14 protein-coding genes, 4 tRNA genes and 2 pseudogenes are annotated in these 21,953 nt (G+C 69.8%); 7 read left to right on the forward strand and 13 right to left on the reverse strand.

Features of this window, described 5'->3' with window-relative positions; all coding sequences use genetic code 11:
- Positions 1 to 150: 150 nt before the first annotated feature.
- From moeB to ligD, 5 genes and pseudogenes are all read left to right on the forward strand, one after another.
- Entirely contained in the window at positions 151 to 1,290 is a 1,140-nt protein-coding gene (gene moeB, locus P6166_RS01925; protein WP_277762852.1) for a molybdopterin-synthase adenylyltransferase MoeB, read from the forward strand.
- Positions 1,291 to 1,393: 103 nt separating this feature from the next.
- Positions 1,394 to 1,966: pseudogene (locus tag P6166_RS01930) on the forward strand (DUF4142 domain-containing protein); the annotation flags it as partial.
- A gap of 201 nt (positions 1,967 to 2,167) precedes the next feature.
- Positions 2,168 to 2,947: pseudogene (xth, locus tag P6166_RS01935) on the forward strand (exodeoxyribonuclease III); the annotation flags it as partial.
- A gap of 71 nt (positions 2,948 to 3,018) precedes the next feature.
- On the forward strand, positions 3,019 to 3,195 hold the full coding sequence (locus P6166_RS01940; protein WP_277762854.1) for a DUF3606 domain-containing protein: 177 nt from the start codon (positions 3,019 to 3,021) through the stop codon (positions 3,193 to 3,195).
- A 9-nt stretch (positions 3,196 to 3,204) separates the two neighbouring features.
- Positions 3,205 to 5,772 (forward strand): DNA ligase D, encoded by a 2,568-nt coding sequence (gene ligD, locus P6166_RS01945; protein WP_277762855.1) that lies wholly within the window; start codon positions 3,205 to 3,207, stop codon positions 5,770 to 5,772.
- A gap of 3 nt (positions 5,773 to 5,775) precedes the next feature.
- Here ligD and P6166_RS01950 read toward each other — a convergent pair whose 3' ends face one another.
- The 12 genes from P6166_RS01950 to P6166_RS02005 all read right to left on the reverse strand — a co-directional run bounded on the left by P6166_RS01950 (position 5,776) and on the right by P6166_RS02005 (position 19,311).
- Positions 5,776 to 7,410, reverse strand: a complete 1,635-nt coding sequence (locus tag P6166_RS01950; protein ID WP_277762856.1) for a sulfatase-like hydrolase/transferase — start codon at positions 7,408 to 7,410, stop codon at positions 5,776 to 5,778.
- Positions 7,403 to 10,600, reverse strand: a complete 3,198-nt coding sequence (locus P6166_RS01955; RefSeq protein ID WP_277762857.1) for a CusA/CzcA family heavy metal efflux RND transporter — start codon at positions 10,598 to 10,600, stop codon at positions 7,403 to 7,405. The genes P6166_RS01950 and P6166_RS01955 overlap by 8 nt, the downstream gene beginning before the upstream one ends.
- A gap of 10 nt (positions 10,601 to 10,610) precedes the next feature.
- Positions 10,611 to 11,588 (reverse strand): efflux RND transporter periplasmic adaptor subunit, encoded by a 978-nt coding sequence (locus P6166_RS01960; RefSeq protein WP_277762858.1) that lies wholly within the window; start codon positions 11,586 to 11,588, stop codon positions 10,611 to 10,613.
- Positions 11,585 to 12,868: a TolC family protein gene (locus P6166_RS01965; protein ID WP_277762859.1), complete on the reverse strand. Its 1,284-nt coding sequence runs from the start codon at positions 12,866 to 12,868 to the stop codon at positions 11,585 to 11,587. Before P6166_RS01965 ends, P6166_RS01960 begins: the two co-directional genes overlap by 4 nt.
- Positions 12,869 to 12,926: 58 nt before the next feature.
- Positions 12,927 to 13,301 (reverse strand): hypothetical protein, encoded by a 375-nt coding sequence (locus P6166_RS01970; RefSeq protein ID WP_277762860.1) that lies wholly within the window; start codon positions 13,299 to 13,301, stop codon positions 12,927 to 12,929.
- A 39-nt stretch (positions 13,302 to 13,340) separates the two neighbouring features.
- Positions 13,341 to 14,087 carry an FkbM family methyltransferase gene (locus P6166_RS01975; protein WP_277762861.1) on the reverse strand — a complete coding sequence of 249 codons (747 nt, stop codon included), beginning with the start codon at positions 14,085 to 14,087 and terminating at the stop codon, positions 13,341 to 13,343.
- Positions 14,088 to 14,121: 34 nt separating this feature from the next.
- The gene (locus P6166_RS01980; RefSeq protein ID WP_277762862.1) at positions 14,122 to 15,675 is read right to left on the reverse strand and encodes a hypothetical protein; all 1,554 of its coding nucleotides are present in this window, start codon (positions 15,673 to 15,675) and stop codon (positions 14,122 to 14,124) included.
- A 1,528-nt stretch (positions 15,676 to 17,203) separates the two neighbouring features.
- A tRNA-Glu gene (locus P6166_RS01985) sits at positions 17,204 to 17,279 on the reverse strand.
- A 42-nt stretch (positions 17,280 to 17,321) separates the two neighbouring features.
- Positions 17,322 to 17,397: transfer RNA gene (locus P6166_RS01990), tRNA-Ala, on the reverse strand.
- Positions 17,398 to 17,553: 156 nt separating this feature from the next.
- A tRNA-Glu gene (locus tag P6166_RS01995) sits at positions 17,554 to 17,629 on the reverse strand.
- 43 nt (positions 17,630 to 17,672) lie between these two features.
- Positions 17,673 to 17,748, reverse strand: a tRNA-Ala gene (locus tag P6166_RS02000).
- 123 nt (positions 17,749 to 17,871) lie between these two features.
- Entirely contained in the window at positions 17,872 to 19,311 is a 1,440-nt protein-coding gene (locus tag P6166_RS02005; protein WP_277762863.1) for a glycoside hydrolase family 30 protein, read from the reverse strand.
- 221 nt (positions 19,312 to 19,532) lie between these two features.
- Here P6166_RS02005 and P6166_RS02010 point away from each other — a divergent pair, with 221 nt between their 5' ends.
- A complete protein-coding gene (locus P6166_RS02010; protein ID WP_277762864.1) occupies positions 19,533 to 20,765 on the forward strand; it encodes a cation:proton antiporter in 1,233 nt (410 codons plus the stop codon).
- Here P6166_RS02010 and P6166_RS02015 read toward each other — a convergent pair.
- Entirely contained in the window at positions 20,728 to 21,477 is a 750-nt protein-coding gene (locus tag P6166_RS02015; RefSeq protein WP_277762865.1) for an HlyD family secretion protein, read from the reverse strand. The two genes, P6166_RS02010 and P6166_RS02015, sit on opposite strands and share 38 nt — an antisense overlap.
- Here P6166_RS02015 and P6166_RS02020 point away from each other — a divergent pair.
- Positions 21,467 to 21,895, forward strand: a complete 429-nt coding sequence (locus tag P6166_RS02020) for a MarC family protein (protein ID WP_277762866.1) — start codon at positions 21,467 to 21,469, stop codon at positions 21,893 to 21,895. The genes P6166_RS02015 and P6166_RS02020 overlap by 11 nt on opposite strands.
- The last annotated feature ends 58 nt before the right edge of the window (positions 21,896 to 21,953 follow it).

A 21,953-nucleotide genomic window follows, 5' to 3' on the forward strand; every position in this document is an offset into this window, starting at 1 on the left:
TATGGGGCGTGGGCGTCCGCGCCCGCGGCCGGGGGGGGGGGGGCGTGGGGAGCGGTTTTTGCTGGGGGGCGCGCGGCCTTCGCGGGCCGCGCGACGCAGTGATCCGCGTTGCGCGCATCGCCGGCACGCCTTTGCGCGGATAATGGCGGCATGAGCATCGAACAGATCGACCCGGCGCACGCGCGCCGCCGTGCCCTCCAGGGCGTGCGGCTGATCGACATCCGTGACGCACACGAGCGCGTGGAGGGCCAGGCCGAGGGCGCGCTGGCGCTCACCCGCGCCGAACTCGAGGCGGCGCCCGGCGACCACCTGGGCGCGGCCGACCAGCCGGTGATGCTGATCTGCCAGACCGGCAAGCGCTCGCTGGCCGCGGCCGAGGCACTGCATGCATTGGGCTGGACGCAGGTGGCCTCGGTAGCCGGCGGCACCACCCGCTGGCGCGCCGAAGGCCTGCCGCTGGTGCGCCCGCACCTGCCGGCCGACCAGCAGGATTTCCTCGAACGTTATTCGCGCCATCTGCGCCTGCCGCAGGTCGGGGTGGAGGGGCAGCGCCGCCTGCAAGCCGCGCGCGTGCTGGTGGTCGGTGCCGGCGGCCTCGGTTCCCCGGCCGCGTACTACCTGGCCGCCGCCGGCGTGGGCACGCTGCGCCTGATCGACGACGACGTGGTGGACCGCAGCAACCTGCAGCGGCAGATCCTGCACACGGACGCGCGCGTGGGCATGCCGAAGGTCGATTCGGCCACGCTCGCGCTGCAGGCGCTCAATCCCACCGTGCGCCTGGAGACCTTCGTCGAGCGCCTGCGCGCGGAGAACGTCGAGCGCATGCTGCAGGACGTCGATGTGGTCCTCGACGGCTCGGACAACTTCCCGCTGCGCTACCTGCTCAACGATGCCTGCGTGAAGCTCGGCAAGCCGCTGGTTTACGGCGCCGTGCAGCAGTTCGAGGGGCAGGTGAGCGTGTTCGATGCCGGCCGCCACCGTGGCCAGGCGCCCTGTTACCGCTGCCTGTTCCCCGAGCCGCCATCGCCCGAATTCGCGCCGAACTGCGCCGAGGCCGGCGTGTTCGGCGTGTTGCCGGGCATCGTCGGGCTGCTGCAGGCCACCGAAGTGCTCAAGCTGCTGCTGGACCTCGGTGAACCACTGCGCGGCCGGCTGCTGGGCTTCGACGCGCTGGCCATGCGCTTCCGCGAACTGCGCCTGCCGCCCGATCCCGATTGCCCGGTGTGCGCGGCGGGGCGCGCATTTCCCGGCTATATCGACTACGCCGCGTTCTGCCGCAGCGCCGATTGAGCGTCTTCACCGGCTTCCCACACCGGTGAACCGCGCGCGTATGTGAAGCGCGCGGCAAGACGCCTTCACCCGCGCGGCACCTCGTCGGTCGCACGCTGGGCGTATGCGCTTCGCGTTCGCCACTGCTGCCGCCGCCTGTGCCGGTCTCGCCTGCTGGCCGGTGCATGCTGTGGCGCAGACCGACCCCAACGACCCGGACGAGGCGCGTACCCATTACGAGGCGCCCGTGCCGGAGCGGCGCGGGCCGGCGGTGCTCGGCTGGCCACAAGCCACCGCGCGCGAACGCGCCGGGCTGGGTTTGCTGAGTGCGCTCGACCAGTACCAGGCCGATCTCTCGCGGCTGGCGCTGGACCGAGGGCTGGACCCGGATGTGCAGGCCTGGGCCGAACGCATGCTCGCCGCGCACGCCAGCGGCAAGGGCCGGCACGATCCGTGGTTGCCCGACCTGGCCCAGCCGCGCACGCAGGACCTGATCCGGCGCGGGCAGCGCGAACTGACGGCGCTGCGCGCTGCCGACGCGCAGGCCGTTTCCTCGTCCTATCTGCGGGCCATGCGCACGAGCCTGGCGCAGACCTTGGCCTTGCTCGACCACGAACTCATCCCGGCGGCCAGCACCGCGGCAGTGCGTGCACACCTGCATGCGCTGCGCGACCCGCTGGCCGGCGAACTCACCGTCGCGCGTCGCCTGCGGGCGCACGACGACGCTCACCAGGAGCCACGCCATGAAGCACGAAGCCCCCACACCGCCCACCCCGTCGGACCCGAAGCATCCCAAGGAAAAGCGCAAGGAAGAAAAGCGCCAGGACGAAGCCCTGGAGGAAACGTTCCCGGCCAGTGACCCGGTGTCGCCCTTCATCCCGGCCAAGGTCCCCGATTGATGGCGGCACGCGCGTTGAAGGTGGCGACCTACAACGTCAATGGCATTGGCGCGCGCCTGCCGCACCTGCTGGAGTGGCTGGCGCGCGAGAAGCCGGACGTGGTGGCGCTGCAGGAACTGAAGGCGGTCGACACCGCCTTTCCGCGCGCGGCGCTGGAAGAGGCGGGCTACGGCAGCCGCTGGGTCGGCCAGCAGTCCTGGAACGGCGTGGCCATCCTGGCGCGCGGGCAGGTGCCCGAAGAAGTGCGCCGTGGCCTGCCATGGGATCGCAGCGACACGCAGGCCCGTTACCTCGAAGTGGACGCGCACGGGCTGCGCGTGGCCGGGCTCTATTTGCCCAACGGCAACCCGCAGCCCGGCCCGCGCTTCGACTACAAGCTCAAGTGGTTCGCGCGGCTGATCCGCCACGCACGCACGCTGGTCGATGCGGACACGCCCGTGGTGATGCTCGGCGACTTCAACGTCGTGCCGACGGATGAAGACATCTACGACCCGAAAGGCTGGCGCAAGGACGCGCTGCTGCAACCGGAAAGCCGGGCGGCGTGGTTCAAGCTGCTCGACCTCGGCTGGACCGACGCACTGCGTGAAGTGCACGGCGATGCGCGCATCTACACGTTCTGGGATTACTTCCGCCAGCACTACGAGCGCGATCGCGGGCTGCGCATCGACCACTTGCTGCTCAATCGCGCATTGGCGCCGCGCCTGCGCGATGCCGGCGTGGACCGCTGGGTGCGCGGCCTGCCCAAGGCCAGCGACCACGCGCCGACGTGGATCAAGCTCGCCCGTTGATTCTTCACCCTTGCGCGACTTTCGGCGGCGTAGCGTCGCGTGCAACCCCTGGAGGCCAGACCATGAGCGACGACAAACAGGACCGCGGCCCGCGCGATCGCGAACGCATCAACCTCTCCGAGGACTACGAGGTCCGCTATTGGACGCAGGCGCTGGGCGTGAGCGAGCAGAAGCTGCGCGAGGCGGTGCATACCGTCGGCGCGTCCGCTGCTGCGGTACGCGAATACATCCGCAAGTAGGCGCCCGGCGTGAGCCTCACCGAGTATCGGCGCAAGCGCCGCTTCGACCAGACCCGCGAGCCCGAGCCGGGCAAGCGCCTGCCGAAGGGGCGCCGGCCGATCTTCGTGGTGCAGCTCCACCACGCCAGCCGCCGGCATTACGATTTCCGCCTGCAAGTGGGCGATGCGCTCAAGAGTTGGGCGGTCCCGAAAGGGCCCAGCTACGACCCGAAGGTCAAGCGCATGGCGGTGGAGGTGGAAGACCATCCCCTGGACTACGCCAGCTTCGAAGGCGAAATCCCCCAGGGCCACTATGGCGGCGGGCATGTGGCGCAGTTCGACCACGGCGTATGGTCAAGCGAGGGCGATGTGGAGGCGCAGCTGGCGAAGGGCCACCTGCGCTTCGAGCTGTTCGGCGAAAAACTCAAGGGCGGCTGGCACCTGGTGCGCTCCGGCAAGCCGGCGCGGCAGCCGCAGTGGCTGCTGTTCAAGGACGAGGACGCCTACGCCGGCAAGCTGGAAGCCGACGACCTGTTGGCCGATGTCACCGCGCCACCGGAAGCCGACGCCGCGCGCGCCGGCCGCGGCAAGCCGCGCAAGCTCAAGCGCGAACGCGTGGAAGTGGCCGGCCCCAAGCGCAAGCGAGACTGGGCCGCGATCGCCGCCCAGTTGCCCGGCGCGCGCAAGGCCAAGGCGCCGACCGCCGCGTTCGAGCCGCAGCTGGCGCGCCTGGACGATGCCGCGCCCGAGGGCGAGCAGTGGCTGCATGAAATCAAATGGGACGGCTACCGCATCCTCGCCACGATGGCCAAGGGAAGCGTGCAGCTGTGGTCGCGCAATGCGCTCTCCTGGACGCAGAAGCTGCCCGACGTGGCGGCGGCCATCGAAGGGCTTGGCCTGGCTTCGGTCGCGCTGGATGGCGAGCTGATCGCCGGCAAGGGCAGGAAAGAGGATTTCAACCTGTTGCAGGCCACGTTGTCCGGAGAACGCGCGGGCAAGCTCGTGCTCGCGCTGTTCGACCTGCTGCATGTCGATGGCGTGGACATCTCCGCCGCGCCGCTGCGCGAACGCAAGGCGTTGCTGCAGAAGATCCTGGACAACGCGCGCAGCCCGCACCTGGCCTTCAGTTCGCACATCGAGGCCGATGGCGCCAGCGCCTACGCGCTGGCGGGCGAGCAGCATTTCGAGGGCATCATCTCCAAGCGCGCGGACCGCGGCTACCACCCGGGACGCAGCGACGACTGGCGCAAGACCAAGCAGCTTGCCAGCGACGAATTCGCCGTCGTCGGCTATACCGCGCCGCGCGGCAGCCGCAGCGGCTTCGGCTCGCTGCTGCTGGCCAAGCCCGATCCCGAACACGGCTGGCGCTATGTCGGCCGCGTGGGGACGGGCTTCACCGACGCCATGCTCGCCGAGATCAGCCAGCGCATCGGCAAGGCTGGCGGTCCCAAGCCCACCGCGCATGTCGGCACGATGGATACCGACCTGCGGCGCGCCACCTGGTTCGCGCCGCGTTTCGTGGTGGAGGTCTTCTACCGCGGCATCGGCCGGCAGGAACTGCTGCGGCAGCCCTCGCTGAAGGCCGTGCGCGAGGACAAGCGCATCCAGGACCTGCGCGACAGCGACCGCCGCCCGGCGCCGAAGGCGGCCGGAAAAGCGGCCGCGAAGCGCTCCGCGAAGGCGTCCACGAAGGCGTCCGGCCGGGTGGGCGCGACTTCGAAGCGGGCCGCCGCCGAGCTGCCCGCGCTGAGCAGCCCGGGCAAGGTGCTGTATCCGGACGACGGCATCACCAAGCAGCAGGTGTGGGACTACTACCGCGCGGTGATGCCCTGGCTGCTGCCCGAAATCGTGGGGCGGCCGCTGTCGATCATTCGTTGTCCCGCCGGCACCGGCAGGCCGTGCTTTTTCCAGAAGCACCACACCACCGGGTTGGAACGGGTGGATGCGGTGCGGCTGAAGGAAGAGGGCGGCCATGCCGCCGAGTACCTGGTGGCGCGCGACGAGGTCGGGGTCATGGAACTGGTGCAGTTCAACGCGCTGGAATTCCATCCCTGGGGTGCGCACGCGGAGGAGCCCGATCGCGCCGACCGCGTGGTATTCGACCTCGATCCGGGGCCGGACGTGCCATTTGCCGAAGTGCGCCGCGCGGCGGTGGACATTCGCCGCCACCTGGAGGCCCTGGAGCTGGAGTCGTTCCTGCGCGTATCCGGCGGCAAGGGGTTGCACGTGGTGGTGCCGTTGAACCCGGGGTGCGACTGGGCGCTGGTGAAACGCTTCGCGCACGGCTTCGCCGATGCGCTGGCCCAATCCGAGCCCGACCGCTTCCTGGCCACCGCCACCAAGCGCCTGCGCGCCAAGCGCATCTTCGTGGACTACTTGCGCAACGGCCGCGGCGCCACGGCCGTGGCCAGCTATTCGCTGCGGGCGCGGCCGGGCGCACCGGTGGCGATGCCATTGTCGTGGGCGCAGTTGCCCAAGCTCCACCGTGCGGACAGCTTTCCGATGGCCGAGGCCCTGGCCCACCTGCGCCGCCGCCGCAAGGATCCGTGGGAGGGCATCGAACGCTTGCGCCAGAATCTTTCGCGCTGGGCGCAGTGAAAGTCAGTCCGGCGAGGCGGCGCGCGTGCAAGGTGCAAACACGTCCAGGCCCTGGCGGTAGCTACGTGTCTTGACCTGCATCAGGCCGAGCACCGAGTGGAACAGGTGGTCATGGCTGGCGGGCTGACGCGCGCGGGCGCGCAGGCAGTCGCCATCGACCCCGCGCGACTTCGAAAAGCCGGGCGACAGCCACGCCACCATCGGCACCTTCAGCTGTTCCGGCGGCGCGATGGGGTAGGGCAGGCCGTGCAGGTACACGCCGTTCTCCCCGAGCGATTCGCCATGGTCGGACACGTAGAGCAGCGCGGTATCCAGGCCGCGCTGGCGTTTCAGCAGGTTTACCGCGTTGTCCAGCAGTTCGTCGGTCGCGAGCACCGCGTTGTCGTAGGCGTTGGCGATCTCCTCGCGCGTGCAATCCCCGAGGTCGGCGCTGCGGCAATCGGGCACGAACCGGCGCAACCGGGGCGGATAGCGCCGGTAGTACGCCGGGCCGTGGTTGCCGAGTGGATGCAGTATCACCACCAGGTCGCGGCGTGCGGCGGCCAGCACGCCCTCCAGGCCTTCCAGCAGGATGCTGTCCGGGCAGCGGCCCCCGACGCACCCGCTGCCCGTGCCCTCGCGAAAGCTCTGGAACGGAAGGCCATCGCAGGTGCCCTTGCAGCCGCCCTGGTTGTCGCGCCAAAGCACGTCCACGCCCGTGCGGTCGAGCACGTGCAGCAGCGATTCGCTGCCCTCGATGCGGCGGCGGCTGTAGTCCTCCCGTCCATAGGGGGAGAGCATGCAGGGCAACGAGACCGCGGTGCTGGAGCCGCAGGCACTGACGTTGCCGAAGTTGACCACGTCCTGGCGTGCCAGCCGCGGCGTGGTCTGCCGCCAGTGGTCGTTGAGGCCCCAGTTCTGCGCACGCACCGTTTCGCCGACGACCAGCACCAGGACATGCGGCCGCGGCGCCAGGCCGTGGTCCAGCCGCGCGTCCGGGGCGACGATCGCCCGTGGCCGCGCGGCCACGTTGACCAGGTCGCGGGCCAGTACGCGGCTCGTGGAGACCAGCGCATTGGCCGGCGTCACCAGGTAGCGCAGCGACGCGTGCATGCGCATCAACGCTGAAACGTCCTGGAAGCGCAGCCATGCCCCGGCGCCCAGCAGCAATACGGTGAGCGCCATGCTGGCGGCGAAACCGCGCCACGCGCGCGCGAGGCTGCGCGGGCGCAGCCTCACCCACCACAGCAGCGCGATGGGCACGCCACCGTAGATCGACAGATGGCCGAGCAGGGCAGGCGTGAGCAGTTCTGCCGCTTCGCGTCGATCGGTGGACAGGTTGCTGCGGGCGATCGCCGTGTCGTAGTGCACGCCGTAATGCCACGCGAAGTAGGCCACTGCCGCGGCGAGCAGCAGCCAGGCGGTCAGCACGGGCTTGAGCGTTCGCTGCCACGCCAGCGGGCGCAGCAGCAGGACATGTACGCCGATGGCGAGCATCAGCAACGCGAGCGCGGTGAGGCCGCCTCCCGCCTCCGCCAGCGCGCCCGTGCCGGCGACCGCGCGCCAGAACGCCGCGCTGCTCACCGTGGCGAAATACACGGCGGCCGCCCACACCACGCCTTCGGCCGGGACCTGCGGCCGCCAGACGGCCTCAGCCACGCGGGGTTTCCTCCGTCATGCGCGGTGTGGCCTCGCGCCGGTGTACCCACTGGTAGAGCATGGGCAGCACCACCAGTGTCAGCAGCGTGGAGGACACGATGCCGCCAATCACCACCGTGGCCAGCGGCCGCTGCACCTCGGCGCCCGCGCCGGTGTTCAGCGCCATCGGCACGAAGCCCAGCGAGGCCACCAGCGCGGTCATCAGCACGGGCCGCAGGCGGGCCAGCGCGCCGCTGCGCACCGCCTCGCCCAGCGGTGTGCCGCGCTGCCGCAGTTCGCGGATGAAGCTGATCATCACCAACCCGTTGAGGACCGCCACGCCGGAAAGCGCGATGAAGCCCACGCCGGCGGAGATCGACAACGGGATGCCGCGCAGCGCCAGCGCCAGTACGCCGCCGGTCAGCGCCAGTGGCACGCCGCTGTAGACGATGGCCGCATCGCGCGCCGAGCGGAACGCCCAGAACAGCAGCACGAAGATCAGCGCGAGCGTGGCCGGCACCACTACCGACAGCCGCTTGCCGGCGGAGATCAGTTGCTCGAAGCTGCCGCCGTAGCCGATCCAATAGCCCGCCGGCAGCTTCACCTGGCGCGTCACCGCTTGCTGCAGCTCGGCCACGAAGCTGCCCAGATCGCGGTCGCGCACGTTGGCGGTCACCACGATGCGCCGCTTGCCGTTGTGCCGGTTGACCTGGTTCGGGCCTTCCATCGGCACCAGCGCCGCCACGCTGGACAACGGCACGGCCGCCGGCGCCCGCGTGCCTTCCACCGCGCCGCCGGCTTCGTCGCGCTGCCCGCTGGCCAGCGGCGCGGCCAGCGAGATCGGCAGGCCGGCCAGGGCGACGGGGTCCTGGCGCAATGCTTCGGGCAGGCGCACCACGATGTCGAAGCGGCGGTCGCCCTCGAACAACTGGCCGGCGACTTCGCCCCCCACCGCCGTGGATACGGCGCGCTGCACATCGTCGGCGTTGAGGCCGAGCCCCGCCAACGCGCGCCGGTCCGGCTGCACCTGCAGCAGCGGCAGGCCGGTGGCCTGCTCCAGGCGCACATCGGCCGCGCCGGGTACCCCGCGCGCGACCGCCTCCAGCCGCCGGCCGACGGCGAGCAGGGTGTCCAGCTCGTCGCCATACAGGTTGATCGCCACGTCGGCACGCACGCCGGAGATCAGCTCGTTCATGCGCATCTGGATCGGCTGGGTGAACTCGTAGTTGTTGCCCGGCACCTGCGCCAGCGCCTGCTCCACCTCGGCCACGAGTTGCTGCTTGGGCTTGGACGGCTGCGGCCACTGCGCGCGCGGCTTCACCATCACGAACACGTCGGCGACGGAAGGCGGCATCGGATCGGACGCCACCTCGGCGGTGCCGATGCGCGAGAACACGCGCTCGACTTCGGGAAACTGCGCGATGCGCCGCTCCACCTGCTGCTGCATGCGCACCGATTGCGTCAGGCTGGTGCCGGGTACGCGCATCGCCTGCAGGGCGAAGTCGCCTTCATCCAGGTTGGGCACGAATTCGCTGCCCAGGCGCGTGGCCAGTATCCCGCTGCCGGCCAGCAGCACCAGTGCGCCCACGGCGATCCACCGCCCGCGCCGCAGGCTCCAGTCCAGCACCGGCACGTACGCGCGCCGCATCGCGCGCATCAGTCGGTTCTCCTTTTCCTCGACCTTGCCGCCGAGCAGCATGGCAATGGCGGCCGGCACGAAGGTCAACGCCAGCACCATCGCGCCGGTGAGCGCCAGGACCACGGTAATCGCCATCGGATGGAACATCTTTCCTTCCACGCCGGTGAGCGCGAAGATCGGCAGGTACACTGCGGTGATGATGCCCAGGCCGAACAGGCTGGGCCGGATGACTTCGGCGGTGGCCTCGGCGGTGAGGGCGAATCGCTCGTCGCGGGTGAGCCATCGCCCCAGTTGCTGCTGGCGATGGCCCAGCCGGCTCAGGCAGTTCTCGATGATGATGACCGCGCCATCGACGATCAGGCCGAAGTCCAGCGCGCCCAGGCTCATCAGGTTGGCCGATACGCCGCCCTGCGCCATCCCGGTGAGCGTGAACAGCATCGCCAGCGGGATCACCGCCGCGGTGATCAGCGCGGCGCGGAAGTTGCCCAGCAACAGGAACAGCACGACGATCACCAGCAACGCACCCTCGACGAGGTTCCTGGCGACCGTGGCGATGGTGCGATCCACCAGCGCGGTGCGGTCGTACACCGGCGTGGCAGTGACCCCGGGCGGCAGGCTGCGCGCCGCCTCGGCCAGCCGTGCCGCCGCAGCCTGCGCGACATCGCGGCTGTTGGCCCCGGTCAGCATGACCACCATGCCGAGCACGACTTCCTCGCCGTTCTCGGTGGCCGCGCCGGTACGCAGCTCGGCGCCTTCGACCACCTGCGCCACATCGCGCACGCGCACGGCCACGCCGCCGCGCCGGCCCAGCACGATCTCGCCCAGTTGCGGCGGATCGGCGACCTGCCCGGGCACGCGTACCAGGAACTGCTGGCCGTTGCGCTCGATATAGCCGGCACCGACGTTCTGGTTGTTGCGCTGGATCGCCTGGACGATGTCCTCGAACGTCAGCCCCAGCGAGCGCAGGCGCTGCGGATCGGGCGTGACGTGGATCTCGCGCCGGAAGCCCCCCAGCGTGTTGACCTCGGTGATGCCGGGCACGTTGCGCAGCTGTGGCCGCAGCACCCAGTCCTGCAGCGTGCGCAGGTCGGTGGCGGTGTACGCGCTGCCGTCGGGCTTGCGCGCCTTCGGGTCGGCCTTGACGGTGTAGGAGAAGATCTCGCCCATGCCGGTGGCGATCGGGCCCAACGCCGGCTCCACGCCCTCGGGCAGCTGCGATTTGACCTGCTGCAAGCGCTCGGCCACCTGCTGGCGGGCGAAGTAGATGTCGGTGCCATCGGCGAACACCACGGTCACCTGCGACAGGCCGTAGCGCGAAATCGAGCGGAAGTAATCCATCCGCGGCAAGCCGGCCATGGCCATCTCCACCGGGAAGGTCACGCGCTGCTCGGCTTCCAGCGGGGAGTAGCCGGGCGCGGCGGTGTTGATCTGCACCTGCACGTTGGTGATGTCCGGCACGGCATCGATGGGCAGCTGGCGGAAGCTCCACACGCCGACACCGATCAACAGCAGCGTCAGGCCCATGACCAGCCAGCGATGGCCGATCGACAAAGGGATCAGTTTCTCGAGCATGGTCGTTCTCCTAGTGGGCGTGCGAAGCGCCGGCCTTTTCGATGTCGGCCTTGACCAGGTAGCTCTGCTCGACCACCACCTCCTGGCCGGCGCGCAGGCCTTCCAGAACCTCGACGTTGTGCGTGTCGCGCTCGCCCAGCCGCACCGGCTGCGCGTGGTAGCGCTCGCCCTCGCGCACCAGCACCACGTCGCGTCCGTCCATCGTCTGCAACGCGGTGAGCGGCACCTGCACGGGCACCGCGCGGTCGTCGATCCGGATGCGCGCGGTGACCGCCGCGCCGGGGCGCCACAAGCCGTCGTCGTTGTCGAGAACGGCGCGGGCGACCGCGCTCTGGCTGGCGGTATCGGCGCCGGGCAGCACGCGGTCCAGGCGCACTTCGCGCGTCACGCCGTCGTACAGGCGGGTGACCGTGACGACGGCGCCGGGCTGCAAGTGGCGCATGTCGCCGCCAAACGCATGCAGATCGACCCACACGCGCGACAGGTCGGCGATCTCGAACAGCGACTGGCCTTCAGCCACGCCCGCGCCGGCCGGCACCTGGCGGGCCAGCACCTGCCCGGACAGCGGCGCGGTCACCGCGTAGGTGGTCAGGCTGAGATTGCTTTCCACCGTCGCCAGTACCTGGCCAGCGCGCACGCGGTCGCCGACGTGGGCGCGCAATGAACGCACCTGGCCGGGAAAGCGCGCGGTGGCCGCGCCAGCGCTGCCATCCACCGGCGCGATCAACCCCTGGACTTCGAGGTCGCGGATGATGCGGCCTTCGCCGGCGGGCGCTACGCGAATGCCGCTCTCCTCGGCGATGCGCGCTGGAATGGTGGTGCTTTCCACGTCTTCGCCTTGCGTGTCGTCGGCATGCGGGCCGGGCGCTGGCTGGCCTGCGGGCGTGGTGGGCGCCGCATCGGCCGGCGCGGGCTTGCCGCCACACGCGGCAAGCGCCGGGGCGAGCAGCAGGAGTAGGGTCAGGCGAAGCAGGAACACGGGATTCATGGAGCGGTCTCCGGCAAGGAGGCGAGACCCGGCGCCACCAAGGGCTGCCCGGTCAGGCGCTGGATTTCGATGAGGGCCTGCTGCGCTTGCACCGCGACATCGAGCTGGCGCTTGCGTGCTTCCACGCGCATGGCCTGCAGCTGCGACCACTCGAGGTAGCTGATCGCACCGGCGCGCCAGGCACGATCGGCGGCCAGTTCGGCGCGGGCCAGGCGTGGCAGGACATCGGTGCCCAGCCGCGCGGCTTCCAGGCGCGCGGTGGTGTACTGCCCATGCGCGCTCGCCAGCAGGACGTACAAGCGGCTGCGCATCGCGTCGCGCTCGGCGTCGCCCAGGCGCAGCCCGGCTTCGGCGGCACGGATGCCCGGCGCGGCGCGCGACGCACTGCCCAACGGCAGGCTGAAGCCGCCCGTCAACGCCAGTGCGTCATCGCCATTGAGCCCTCGGAGGCCCGCCTGCCATTGCAGGTCCGGCTGCCGCGCGGACTGGGCCAGCCGCAGTTCCGCCTCGCGCACGCGCGCCTGCCCGGCCAGCGCGGCGAGCTCCGGCGTGCGCTCGAGCCATTCGGCCAGTTGCCGGAAATCCTCCAGCGCGGGCAGGGCCAGTGGATCACCGGCAGCCGTGCGGAATTGCCCCTCGCGGCCGTTCCATAGCGCGGCCAGGCGCAGGCGCGCGACTTCCTCGGCCTGGTAGGCGCGGTCGCGGTCGAGCTGGGCCTGCGCGAGCGCGGCTTGCGCCGTCATAAGCGCGGATTCCGGCGAAGCGCCGGCACTCAGGCGACGCTGCGCGGCGTCCACCGCGCGCTTGCGTTGCGCGATGTCCTCCAGCGCGATGTCGCGCTGGCGCTGCGCGGCGGTGACATCGAGATAGCGACGCGCGGTCTCGGCGAGCAGGTCCAGCCGCAGCACTTCGCGCTGCGGTGCAAGCGCGTCGAGCTGGGCCATGGCTACCGCGCGACGCGCTTCGAGCTTGCCACCGCGCTCCAGCACGCCGGCCAGGGTGACCGTGAGTTCGGCGCGGCCGGCGCCGGCATACGGGCCGTTGCCCGCGAAATTTTCGAGCGTGGCGCCCGCGGTCAGGGGCGGGCGCTGCGAAGCCGCATCGATGCCGGCTTCGAGCAACGGACGGCGCGCATCGGACAGGCGCAGATCGGGGTGGACACGGCCGACGCGTTCGAGCGCAGCGTCCAGCGTAAGAACATCCAGGCGCGATCGATCGTCCTGCGCATACACGCAGGGCGCGATCGCCATGGCGACACACGTCGCCCATCGCAACCACATGGCAAAACCTCCGGAAAGGGAAAGCGTTCATCCGGCGCGGACGCGCCGGCGGACTCGCTTATCCGATCGGAGGACGCAGCAGGGCCGCGGGGCGGGGCTGCAGGCGCAACGGGGCAGGGCGCGGCAGCGCCACGCGGGTGGACCACGCCGGTGAGGACAGCGCCAGCGCATGCATGTCGGCCACCACATGGGCGCAGCAATGCGCGGCGTGTTCCAGCGCGAACAGCAAGGTATCGCGCGCGGGTTCGGCGTCCTGGGTGGCCGTCTCGCCCGCGTCGTGCGCATGCAGCTGCGCACCCATCAGCGCCGAATGCGCATCACCAATGGCCATCAATGCCGGGTTGACCAGCATGGCGAACGCCAGCAGCCACAGCGCCCAAAGACGCTGTGGTCGGCGAGTTCGCATTGGACGCAGGCGGGGCCACATGGCCATGCATCCTATTCGTAGCGCGAAGGGTTAGACAATTGCGTTTCAAACCTCGCGCAGGCGCTCGAACTGCAGGCGGCTCTCCACCGGCACCGCCACCAGGTTCTGGTGCACCCAGCCCGGAAAGAGATTTTCTTCCTGGCCGTTGAAGTTGTCCGGGTTGAACAGGTACGGCAGGTGCGACCAGCAGCGATAGCCCCGTTCCTTCAGCGCGCGCACGTCCTGCACGGCCTGCTCCACGGCCGGGCCCAACCGCAGGTACAGCGTCGGGCGATGCCGGCGCAGGGTTTCGTCGGCACCGGCCAGCACGGAAGTCAGGCTGCCGGGAATGTTGACCTTGAGCAGGTGGAGGGCGTCCAGTTCGAGGCTGTCCACGCTGATGCACCGCACCTGCTGCGCTTCGCCGCCGGGCGGGACAAGTTCGACCACCGCGCCTTGCTCGCCGAGCCACGCCGCATAGGTGTAGGCGTTGGTGACGCCATTGAGGGCGAGGTTGGCACAGGCGCGTTGCAGGTTCAGCCGGTGCGGCTCGGCGATGTGCACGCTGCCGCGTTCACCTACCGCGCGCGACAACCACAGGGCATGGGCGCCGAATTCGCCCCCGAACTCGAGCACGGTTTCGCCTTCCTGCACGAAGCTGCCGAGCAGGTCCAGTTCCTGTTCCATCCATTCGCCGTAGCGCGCCAACGAACGCGCGACCGCGTTGTCCTGCGGCAGGGCGGTGCTGACGCCGTAGCGGATCTGGCTGAGGCGATGGTCGGCGTCGGCGGGGGCGGGGTGCTGCATGTCCATGATGTGATCTCCTGAGAACGGACGGGGTGCGCGATCAGCGCGAACTGGTGGCGAGTCGAAGCAGGCGGTGCTGGCGTTCCCACGCGCTGCGTTCGGAGGTTTCCGCAAGTTGATTGGCCCAGGCGGCATCGGCCTGTCGCCAGCCGGGCAGCAGCACGTCACGCTCGGCGCCTGCCTCCCAAGCAGCCGCGCTCAGGCGTGCGGCTTCGGCCATGTCCTGGCGGGAAAGCGCGGCCGCTGCGAGCAGGCGCAAGGTGCTGGCCGAGGGCGGCGTATCGGCCTGTGCCAGCCATTGGGCGACGAGGGCGATCTGCCTGGCGCGTTCGGAGGCCGGTTGCAGTTGCTGCAAGCCGACGAGCGAGGCCAGCAACACGGAGAAGGCGGGCACGCGCGTCTGCGGCAGGTCCGCCGCCGCGCTGGCGTGCTGCGCGGCATGCTCGAAGTGGCGCTGGGCGTCGCGGCCCTCGCCCGCGAGCGCCAGCGCGACCTCGGCCTGCTCCATCATCACGCCGGCCTGCGCCGGGAATTGCGGGTGGTCGCGCAGGCGGGCGAGCAGTTCGGCTGCATTCGCCAGCACCTGGCGGCGCGCGCCGGCCGGCTCGTGCATGGCGCGCAACCGTTGGTAATACGCGCGTGCGAACGTGACGGCCAGCGGATCGCCTTCGGCGTCGGGTGCGCGGGCTTCGAGCCGGGCGAGGATCGCATCGGCCTCGCCCAGGCGCTGGCGCGCGGCGGGGCCCTGCAGCCATTGCGAGGTGTCGGCCAGCACATGCACCCACGCCAGCCACGGTGCCGTGCCGCGTGCTTCCTCGAGGCGGGCGCCCAGCCGCTGGACCAGGCCGCGGTAGCCGTCGCTGCGGGCCGCCGGCGACAAGGTGGCCAAGTGGCGGCGCCCGGCTTCGATGCGTTCGGCCAGCCATGCGTCGCGGACCTCGGGCTCCTCAAGCGCGGCGTGCGCGCGTTCGGCATGCATGGCGGCCTGCTGGTCGAGGCGATGTCGCTCGGCAGCGGTCGGCGTGACCGTGGCGCGCAGCCAGGCGGCGCGCGCGCGTTGCCGGTTCCACGGCGAGGGCGCCTGCGCGGGGTCCGGGCCTTGCGCCAACACCGCATCCAGGCGCGCCAGCAATGCCGGGCGTGCCGCCGTGTCTTCCACCGCGAGCTCGTAGAGCGCCTGCGCGTATTCCAGCAGCGCAGACTCGCTCGTCATGCCCTTCGCATAACCTCTCTCATAGGCTGAGGTGGCGGCGGCGAGATGAGTGCCGCGTCGCGCGGCCTCGTCGGCGTCTGCCTGCAGGAGATGGCAGCGCCCGACCATGCGCGACAGGGTGCCCTCGCGCGTGGGATCCAACGCGACGGCGCGTGCGAACGCGACGGCCGCCTCGTCGGCCAACGCCAGGGGTGACGCCGATTGTTCGGCGAGCGTCCATGCGCACCAGCCGGCCATCGCCCAGGCCGTGGCCGGTGCGTGCTCGTCCAGCGCGGGCCGCAGCACCGCCAATGCGTCGGCCTGCCGGCCCTGCGCCGCGAGTCGGCGTGCCTGCGCAAATACCGCTTCGAGCGATGGCGCGTCGGCAGCGGGCGCGTCCAAGCTGGCGAGGGGCGCCGCCGTGGAGAGGCCTCCCTCCGGTGCGAAAGTCGCGGCTGTTGGCGTGACTTCGCCCGCATCGGGTTCGGCGGCTGTCGAAGCGTCTTGCGATGGGGAGATCTCGCGTGGCGCCGATGCGGCGTGATCTCCCGTCACCACCGCTGGCGCGCGATCGAGATGCAGGGTGGCCTGCGGCATCGGCGGCGATTGCAGCGACGGACTGCGCAAGGCTGCGGAATAGCTGCTCGCCGCGACGCTTCCACGCGCCGGTTGCATGGCCATGGCCTCGCTGCTGGCCACGGGCGGTGACGTCTGGGAATCCGCGGGTTTGTCGGCCACAACCGCAGCAGCGGGAAGTGCCGAGGAGGGCCTCGACGCGATAGGCGGGGGGGGCCGCGACGTCGCTCTGATCGACCGGCGCGGTGTCCTTTTCGATCAAAGCTTCATCCGTGTGTGCCGTCGACGGCGAAACGCGCCGACGTATCGTGGCGTTGGCCAGCCATGCGGGCGGCTCCAGCACTTCATCGACAAGCGCGTGCGGCCCCGGCGGATGCTGCGCCTTGCCCGGGTTCCACACCCGCAGTTCCGCCCGCCGCGCGCGACGCCGGCGCGCTCGCCAAACCCATAGGAGGAATACCAGGCCCACCAAGACCAGTCCCGCATAGAGCAGTAGATGCGCGGGCAGTTGGCGCAAGTCGGGCAGCGCGATGGTGGGGAGGGACATGGCAGACACTCCGGTCCGTTCGTGAGGAGAGGCGCCGGTACGCACCTCGATGGCAGGCAAGGGGGGAGAGACGGGGGAGAGGGGTTCCGGAGACGGAGGCGCTTGCGCGGTCGGTGTCGTCGCTGCTTCATCCGCGGAGGCGGCCTGGAACGGCGGCGCGGGCGCGTCTGGCGCCGGAGCGGGGTTCAACCCTGCGTCTCTGCTCGCGGTCGCCCCCAAGGCACCCGCCGCCGCGCGGGGCGACCACGGCATGGCGGTCGTCGGCGCGGGCCTGGCCGTGCGGTGTTCTTGGGTGGAAGCGGGGAGGCGACCCTCACGCCCTGCGGTCGAGGAACGCGCGGGCAGGCCGGTGAGTGGCGGCGCGGAAGGCGGGCGCGCAGGCGGGCGCCGCTCGGAAGCAGTCCCCGGCGGCTCAATCTGGGTGCCCGTGCGACCGGGCTGTCGGGCATCGGGCGAGAGCAGGCAGCCCGAGACGCACAGGCAGAAAATCCATCCGAACGACTTTGCAACGAACTTCATGTTCGTTACCTCCGCGTCGCGTCGCGAGAGGCGCGGCGCGCGGAAAGGCGGGCTCGGCGACGTGCCGGAGCCGACGTGGTGCGGTGGAAACGGCGCCACATTAGCGCATCCGGGGAACACGCACGTGCGCAAGTTGGCGGTTTGGCGGATTCATGATCCGCGCATCGTAGAAGGGCAGTTCTGAAAGGCTGCCGCTGGCCTAAACCGCCGTTGGATTTCTCCAATAGCCGTCAATTCAGACAGCGCGGGCAAAAAAAAGCCCGGCACCAGGCCGGGCTTTTTTAGAAGTGGCGTCCCCACGGGGATTCGAACCCCGGTCGCTACCGTGAAAGGGTAATGTCCTAGGCCTCTAGACGATGGGGACGCAGTAAAACTTGTGCAGACGGACCGGCCTGTGTCCGAAAGTTGGTGGAGCCAGCCGGGATCGAACCGGCGACCTCTTGCATGCCATGCAAGCGCTCTCCCAGCTGAGCTATGGCCCCACGATGCTGCGAGCCGCCTATCATAGCGGCCCTTTCCGCGCTTGGGAAGAGGGGGTGCATTCCCGCCTTGCCTCGGCCACCGGGCTGATCCGGTGGCCGCGAAAACCAGCGCTTCCACAAAAAGCAAAGCCCGGCGCGAAGCCGGGCTTTGGCAGATGGCGTCCCCACGGGGATTCGAACCCCGGTCGCTACCGTGAAAGGGTAATGTCCTAGGCCTCTAGACGATGGGGACGTTTTGTTTCTTTCGCGATCCGGACAGGCCTGGTGTCCGAAGTTGGTGGAGCCAGCCGGGATCGAACCGGCGACCTCTTGCATGCCATGCAAGCGCTCTCCCAGCTGAGCTATGGCCCCACGTCGCTGAGGAGAGAAATCATATCTGCGGGTTCATGCACGCGCAAGTTTTTTTTCACTTCGATGAAGCCGTGGCCGGCGTGCCGCGCGCATGCATTCCCATGCGGCGGCACGCGGCATCGATCAACGCACCAGCGTCTGGATCGCGTGCGCGGGAATCTCCACCTGCGCCGACGCGGTACCCACGTAATAGTTGTACGTGATCGCCTTGTCGGTCGGGTTCATCACGATGGTGGCGAGCTTGCCGTCCTGGTTCACGAAGCCGGTGGCGAGCAGGTTGCTGCGGCTGCTGGCCACGCTCACGCGGCGCGCGTCGGGACGCACGAAACGCGAGAAATGTCCGATGACGTAGTAGCTCGGCGTGTAGATCAATTCGCCGGTGCGCGTGTCGGCATGGATCGGCGCGAAGCACCAGTTGCCGACGTGGTTCGGGCCGCCCTTCTCGTCGAGCAGGATGTTCCAGTCGGTCCAGCCGACGACGCCGTTGTTGAAGTCGTGGATCATGCTCTGGCCGTAGCGCTCGCCGTTGGCCCAGTCCTGCAGCCGCGCCGCATCGTATTTCTCCACCGAGGCCTCGGTCAGGAGGATCGGCTTGTCGGCCCAGGCTTCATGCACCTTGCCGACGTTGTCGAACATCGGGTCGAAGCCGGCCCAGGTTTCGTACCAGTGGAAGCCCATGCCCCAGGCGTACTTGGCCGCTTCCGGGTCGCCGAAGATCACCTGCGCGCGGTAGTTCATCATGTCGCGGTTGTGGTCCCACACGATGATCTTCTTGTCGCCGTAGCCGGCCTTGGCCATCACCGGGCCAAGGTGGTTCTTGAGGAAGTCGCGCTCCTGCTCGGCGGTGTAGATCATCGACTCCCATTTCTGCACGGCCATCGGCTCGTTCTGCAGGCTGATGCCCCAGATCGGGATGCCTTCGGCCTCGTAGGCCTTGATGAACTTGGTGTAGTAGGTGGCCCACGCATCGGCATACTCGGGCAGCAGCGAGCCGCCGCGCAGCATGTTCTTGTTCGTCTTCATGAAGGCCGGCGCGCTCCACGGGCTGACGAACATCGTCAGCTGGCCGCCCGCCGCGGCGATGGCCTGCTTGATCAGCGGAATGCGGTACTGCCGGTCATGGTCGACGCTGAAGGTCTTCAGCGCCTTGTCGCCTTCCTTGACATAGGTATAGCTGGCCGAACTGAAGTCCGAGCTGTGGATGGTGGTGCGCGCCAGCGTGTAGCCGATGCCCTCGGTCGGGTCGTAATACGCCTTGAGGAATTCGGCCTGCTTTTCCTTGGACAGCTTGGCGAAGACCTCGGCGCTGGAATCGGTGATCGCCCCGCCGATGCCCATCACGGTCTGGAAGCGCTTGTCCGGGTCCACGAACACGGAGTTCTCGACCTCGGTCAGCGCGTGGCCCGGCTTGAGCTGTACGTCCTGGCCGCGCGCCAGGCGCTGGTCGGTGCCGGCGGCGGAGGTGAACACCTGTACCGTTGCGGCGCCGGTCGACGCGGTCTGGGCCAATGCCGGCAACGAGGCGCCCAGCAGTAGGGCGGACAAAAGGGCGGTGTGCTTCATGGGGTCGAAACCTCTCCTTGCGGGGCGCGTCACCCGCGCTGGCACGGCCTGCCGGCGCATTCATCGCGCATGGGAAGCGGGTTGTTTAACGGCTGGGGGCGATGAAGTCTTGCCGCATTGCGGCATGACAATCCAGGCCGGACGTGGGCCATGACAGCGCTTGGCATCGCCGCCCCGGTATACCTTACGATCCGTCACCGCCCCCGTCCGCCGTCGACTTGATGCCCACGTTCGTCTCCCTGCTGCTGGATGCAGCGATCTTCATCGGCTTGGCCTGGGTCCTGTGGCGGCTGTGCGGGCGTGCCTTCCCGTTCGCGATCGTACCGATCGCCATCGGGCTGGCCATCGCGGGGTTTGGCGGCCTGCCGGCGTCCTGGGGCGTGCCCTCGGCGAGCGGGCAGGGCATCGGCTGGCTCGGCGTGCTGCTGCTCGCCTTCACCGCAGGCCTGGAAACGCGCCATGCGATGAGCGAACGGCCTTCGGCGGTGGAGCAGGGCGCCACCGCAAGGCGCGTGATCGCGTCAGCCGGCGTGGCGATGCTGCTGCCCTTCGTGGCCGGCGCGCTGCTGGCCTATTGGGTGCTCGATGGCGTCGCGCAGTGGTCGGCAGGTACCGCGCATCCCGTGCTGGGTGCGCTGGCGGTGGGCCTGTGCGTGGCGGTGAGCGCGCTGCCGGTACTGATCGGCATCGTGCGCGAACTGGCGCCCGCGCATCGTCCGTATGGGCGAATCGCGGTGCGCATCGCGGTCATCGACGATGCCGTGCTGTGGATCGGCCTGACGGTCCTGCTGCTGTTTGCACGCGGAGAGGCGGGCTGGCGCTTTTCCGGCTTGCATGTACTGGCGTTGTGCGTGCCGGTGCTGTTGCTGGCGCTGGGCCGCGGGTTGCGCGACTGGGTGCCGCCGGCCTGGGCGCTGTTCCTGCTGCTGCCGGCGTATCTGGCGGTGGGCGCATGGGCCAGCACGCAGTGGGGCCTGCACGAGTTGCTCGGCGCCTATTTCGCCGGCACCGCCGTGCCGGCCGCCTGGTTGCGCCGCGTGCCGATCGAACGCCTCGGCCAGCTGGCGCTGATGGTGCTGGCGCCGATGTTCTTCGGCCACAGCGGCCTGAAAGTGCACGGTGATGCGCTCAATTGGAATACGTTGCAGATTGCGCTGCTGGTGCTGGGTATCTCGGTGTTGGCCAAGCTGCTTGCGGTGGCGCTGTATCCACCGATGCGCGCGGGGACGCGCCGGGAGACGATGGCCATCGGCGTGCTGCTGCAATGCAAGGGATTGATGGAGATCGTCGCCGCCACCATCCTGCGCGATGCCGGCCTGATTTCCGAATTCGCCTTCGCCGTGCTCACCACCTTGGCCATCCTCTCCACGCTGATGACCGGCCCGCTGTTCCGCTGGCTGATGCGGGGCCACGCCACTACCGCGCAGTCCCGCGTCGCCGGCCCGCTGCACTAGCCGGGAGAGCGCATGTCAGCAGCCGATGAATGCGCGGTGCGACGCTGTGCCGAATCGGGCATTGGCCTTCGGCATCAGAAGCCGCTTTCGCGCAGGAACGTCGCGGCCATCCAGCGTCCCGCGCTGCCGAGCAGGCTGCGGCGTCGCCCGACACCTGCACTTCGCCCGGCGCTTCCAATGCCTGCACCGGTGCGTCGTGCAGTTCCACCACCACATGGAACACCGGCAACCGCGGCACCAGGCCCTCTTTCTGTTGTGTGGTGGCGATCGGGCCGCCGTAGCGGTCGGCGAGAACGGGCCAGTCGAGCTGGCTTGCACGCGTCCCGGCGATGGCGGTCACCGTGCCGTCGTAACGTCGGGCGCTGCCCTTGGGATAGAAGTGCACGCGGTCGCCGACCGCCATGCGCGACACGTCGTCCTGCCGCACGTAGGCATCCACGCGCCAGTGCGAGGGAACGTACAGCACGCCCAGCGCCTCGTCCGTGCCGATCCACTGGCCGGCCCGGCGCTGCGGATCGATGTCGCTCCATACGCCGGCAAACGGCGCCACCAGCCGCAGGCGCGCGGTCTCGGCGTGCGCGGCGCTTGCTTCGTCCACCTGCACGGCGGCGCGCTGGCGCATTGCCGCCTGCTGGCCGATACCCTGCGGGTCGGCCAGCAGCGCGGAAAGCTGGCCTTCCAGCGCGTGCAGGTTCGCCTGCGTGCCCTGCAATCGTGCCGACGTGCAGCCCTCGGTGCTGCAATTTGCCGGCGGGCTGGTGTTCCTGCTGGTGGCACTGCAGCTGGTGCTGGCCCAGTACCGCGCGCCGGCGGTGGCGCTCGCGGGAGTCGCGGCTGCGCCGCCGCCGATCGCGCACCTCGTGTTCCCGGTGACGCTGCCGGCCTACGGCATCGCCGCGCTGATCGTGTTGATGGCGATGAGCGGGAGCATGGAGCGCATGATCGCGATCCTCGCCCTGGCGTGTGGCGTGCTCGTGCTGGATCTTCTGGTGATGCTGTTCATACGCCCGCTGCTGCACTGGATCGGCCAGTTGCCGCTGCAGATCCTGGGTGCGGTGCTGGGCATGTTGCAGGTGGCGCTGGCATTGCAACTGCGGGTGTCGGCGGTGCGGCAGATGCGCGGCGTCTGATCCCGGGCGCCCGCCGGCCGGGCGGTAGAAATACTGAGGAAAATGACGCCGGATTTCG

The sequence above is a fragment of the Stenotrophomonas sp. HITSZ_GD genome (assembly GCF_029543105.1).
Taxonomy (GTDB): domain Bacteria; phylum Pseudomonadota; class Gammaproteobacteria; order Xanthomonadales; family Xanthomonadaceae; genus Stenotrophomonas_A.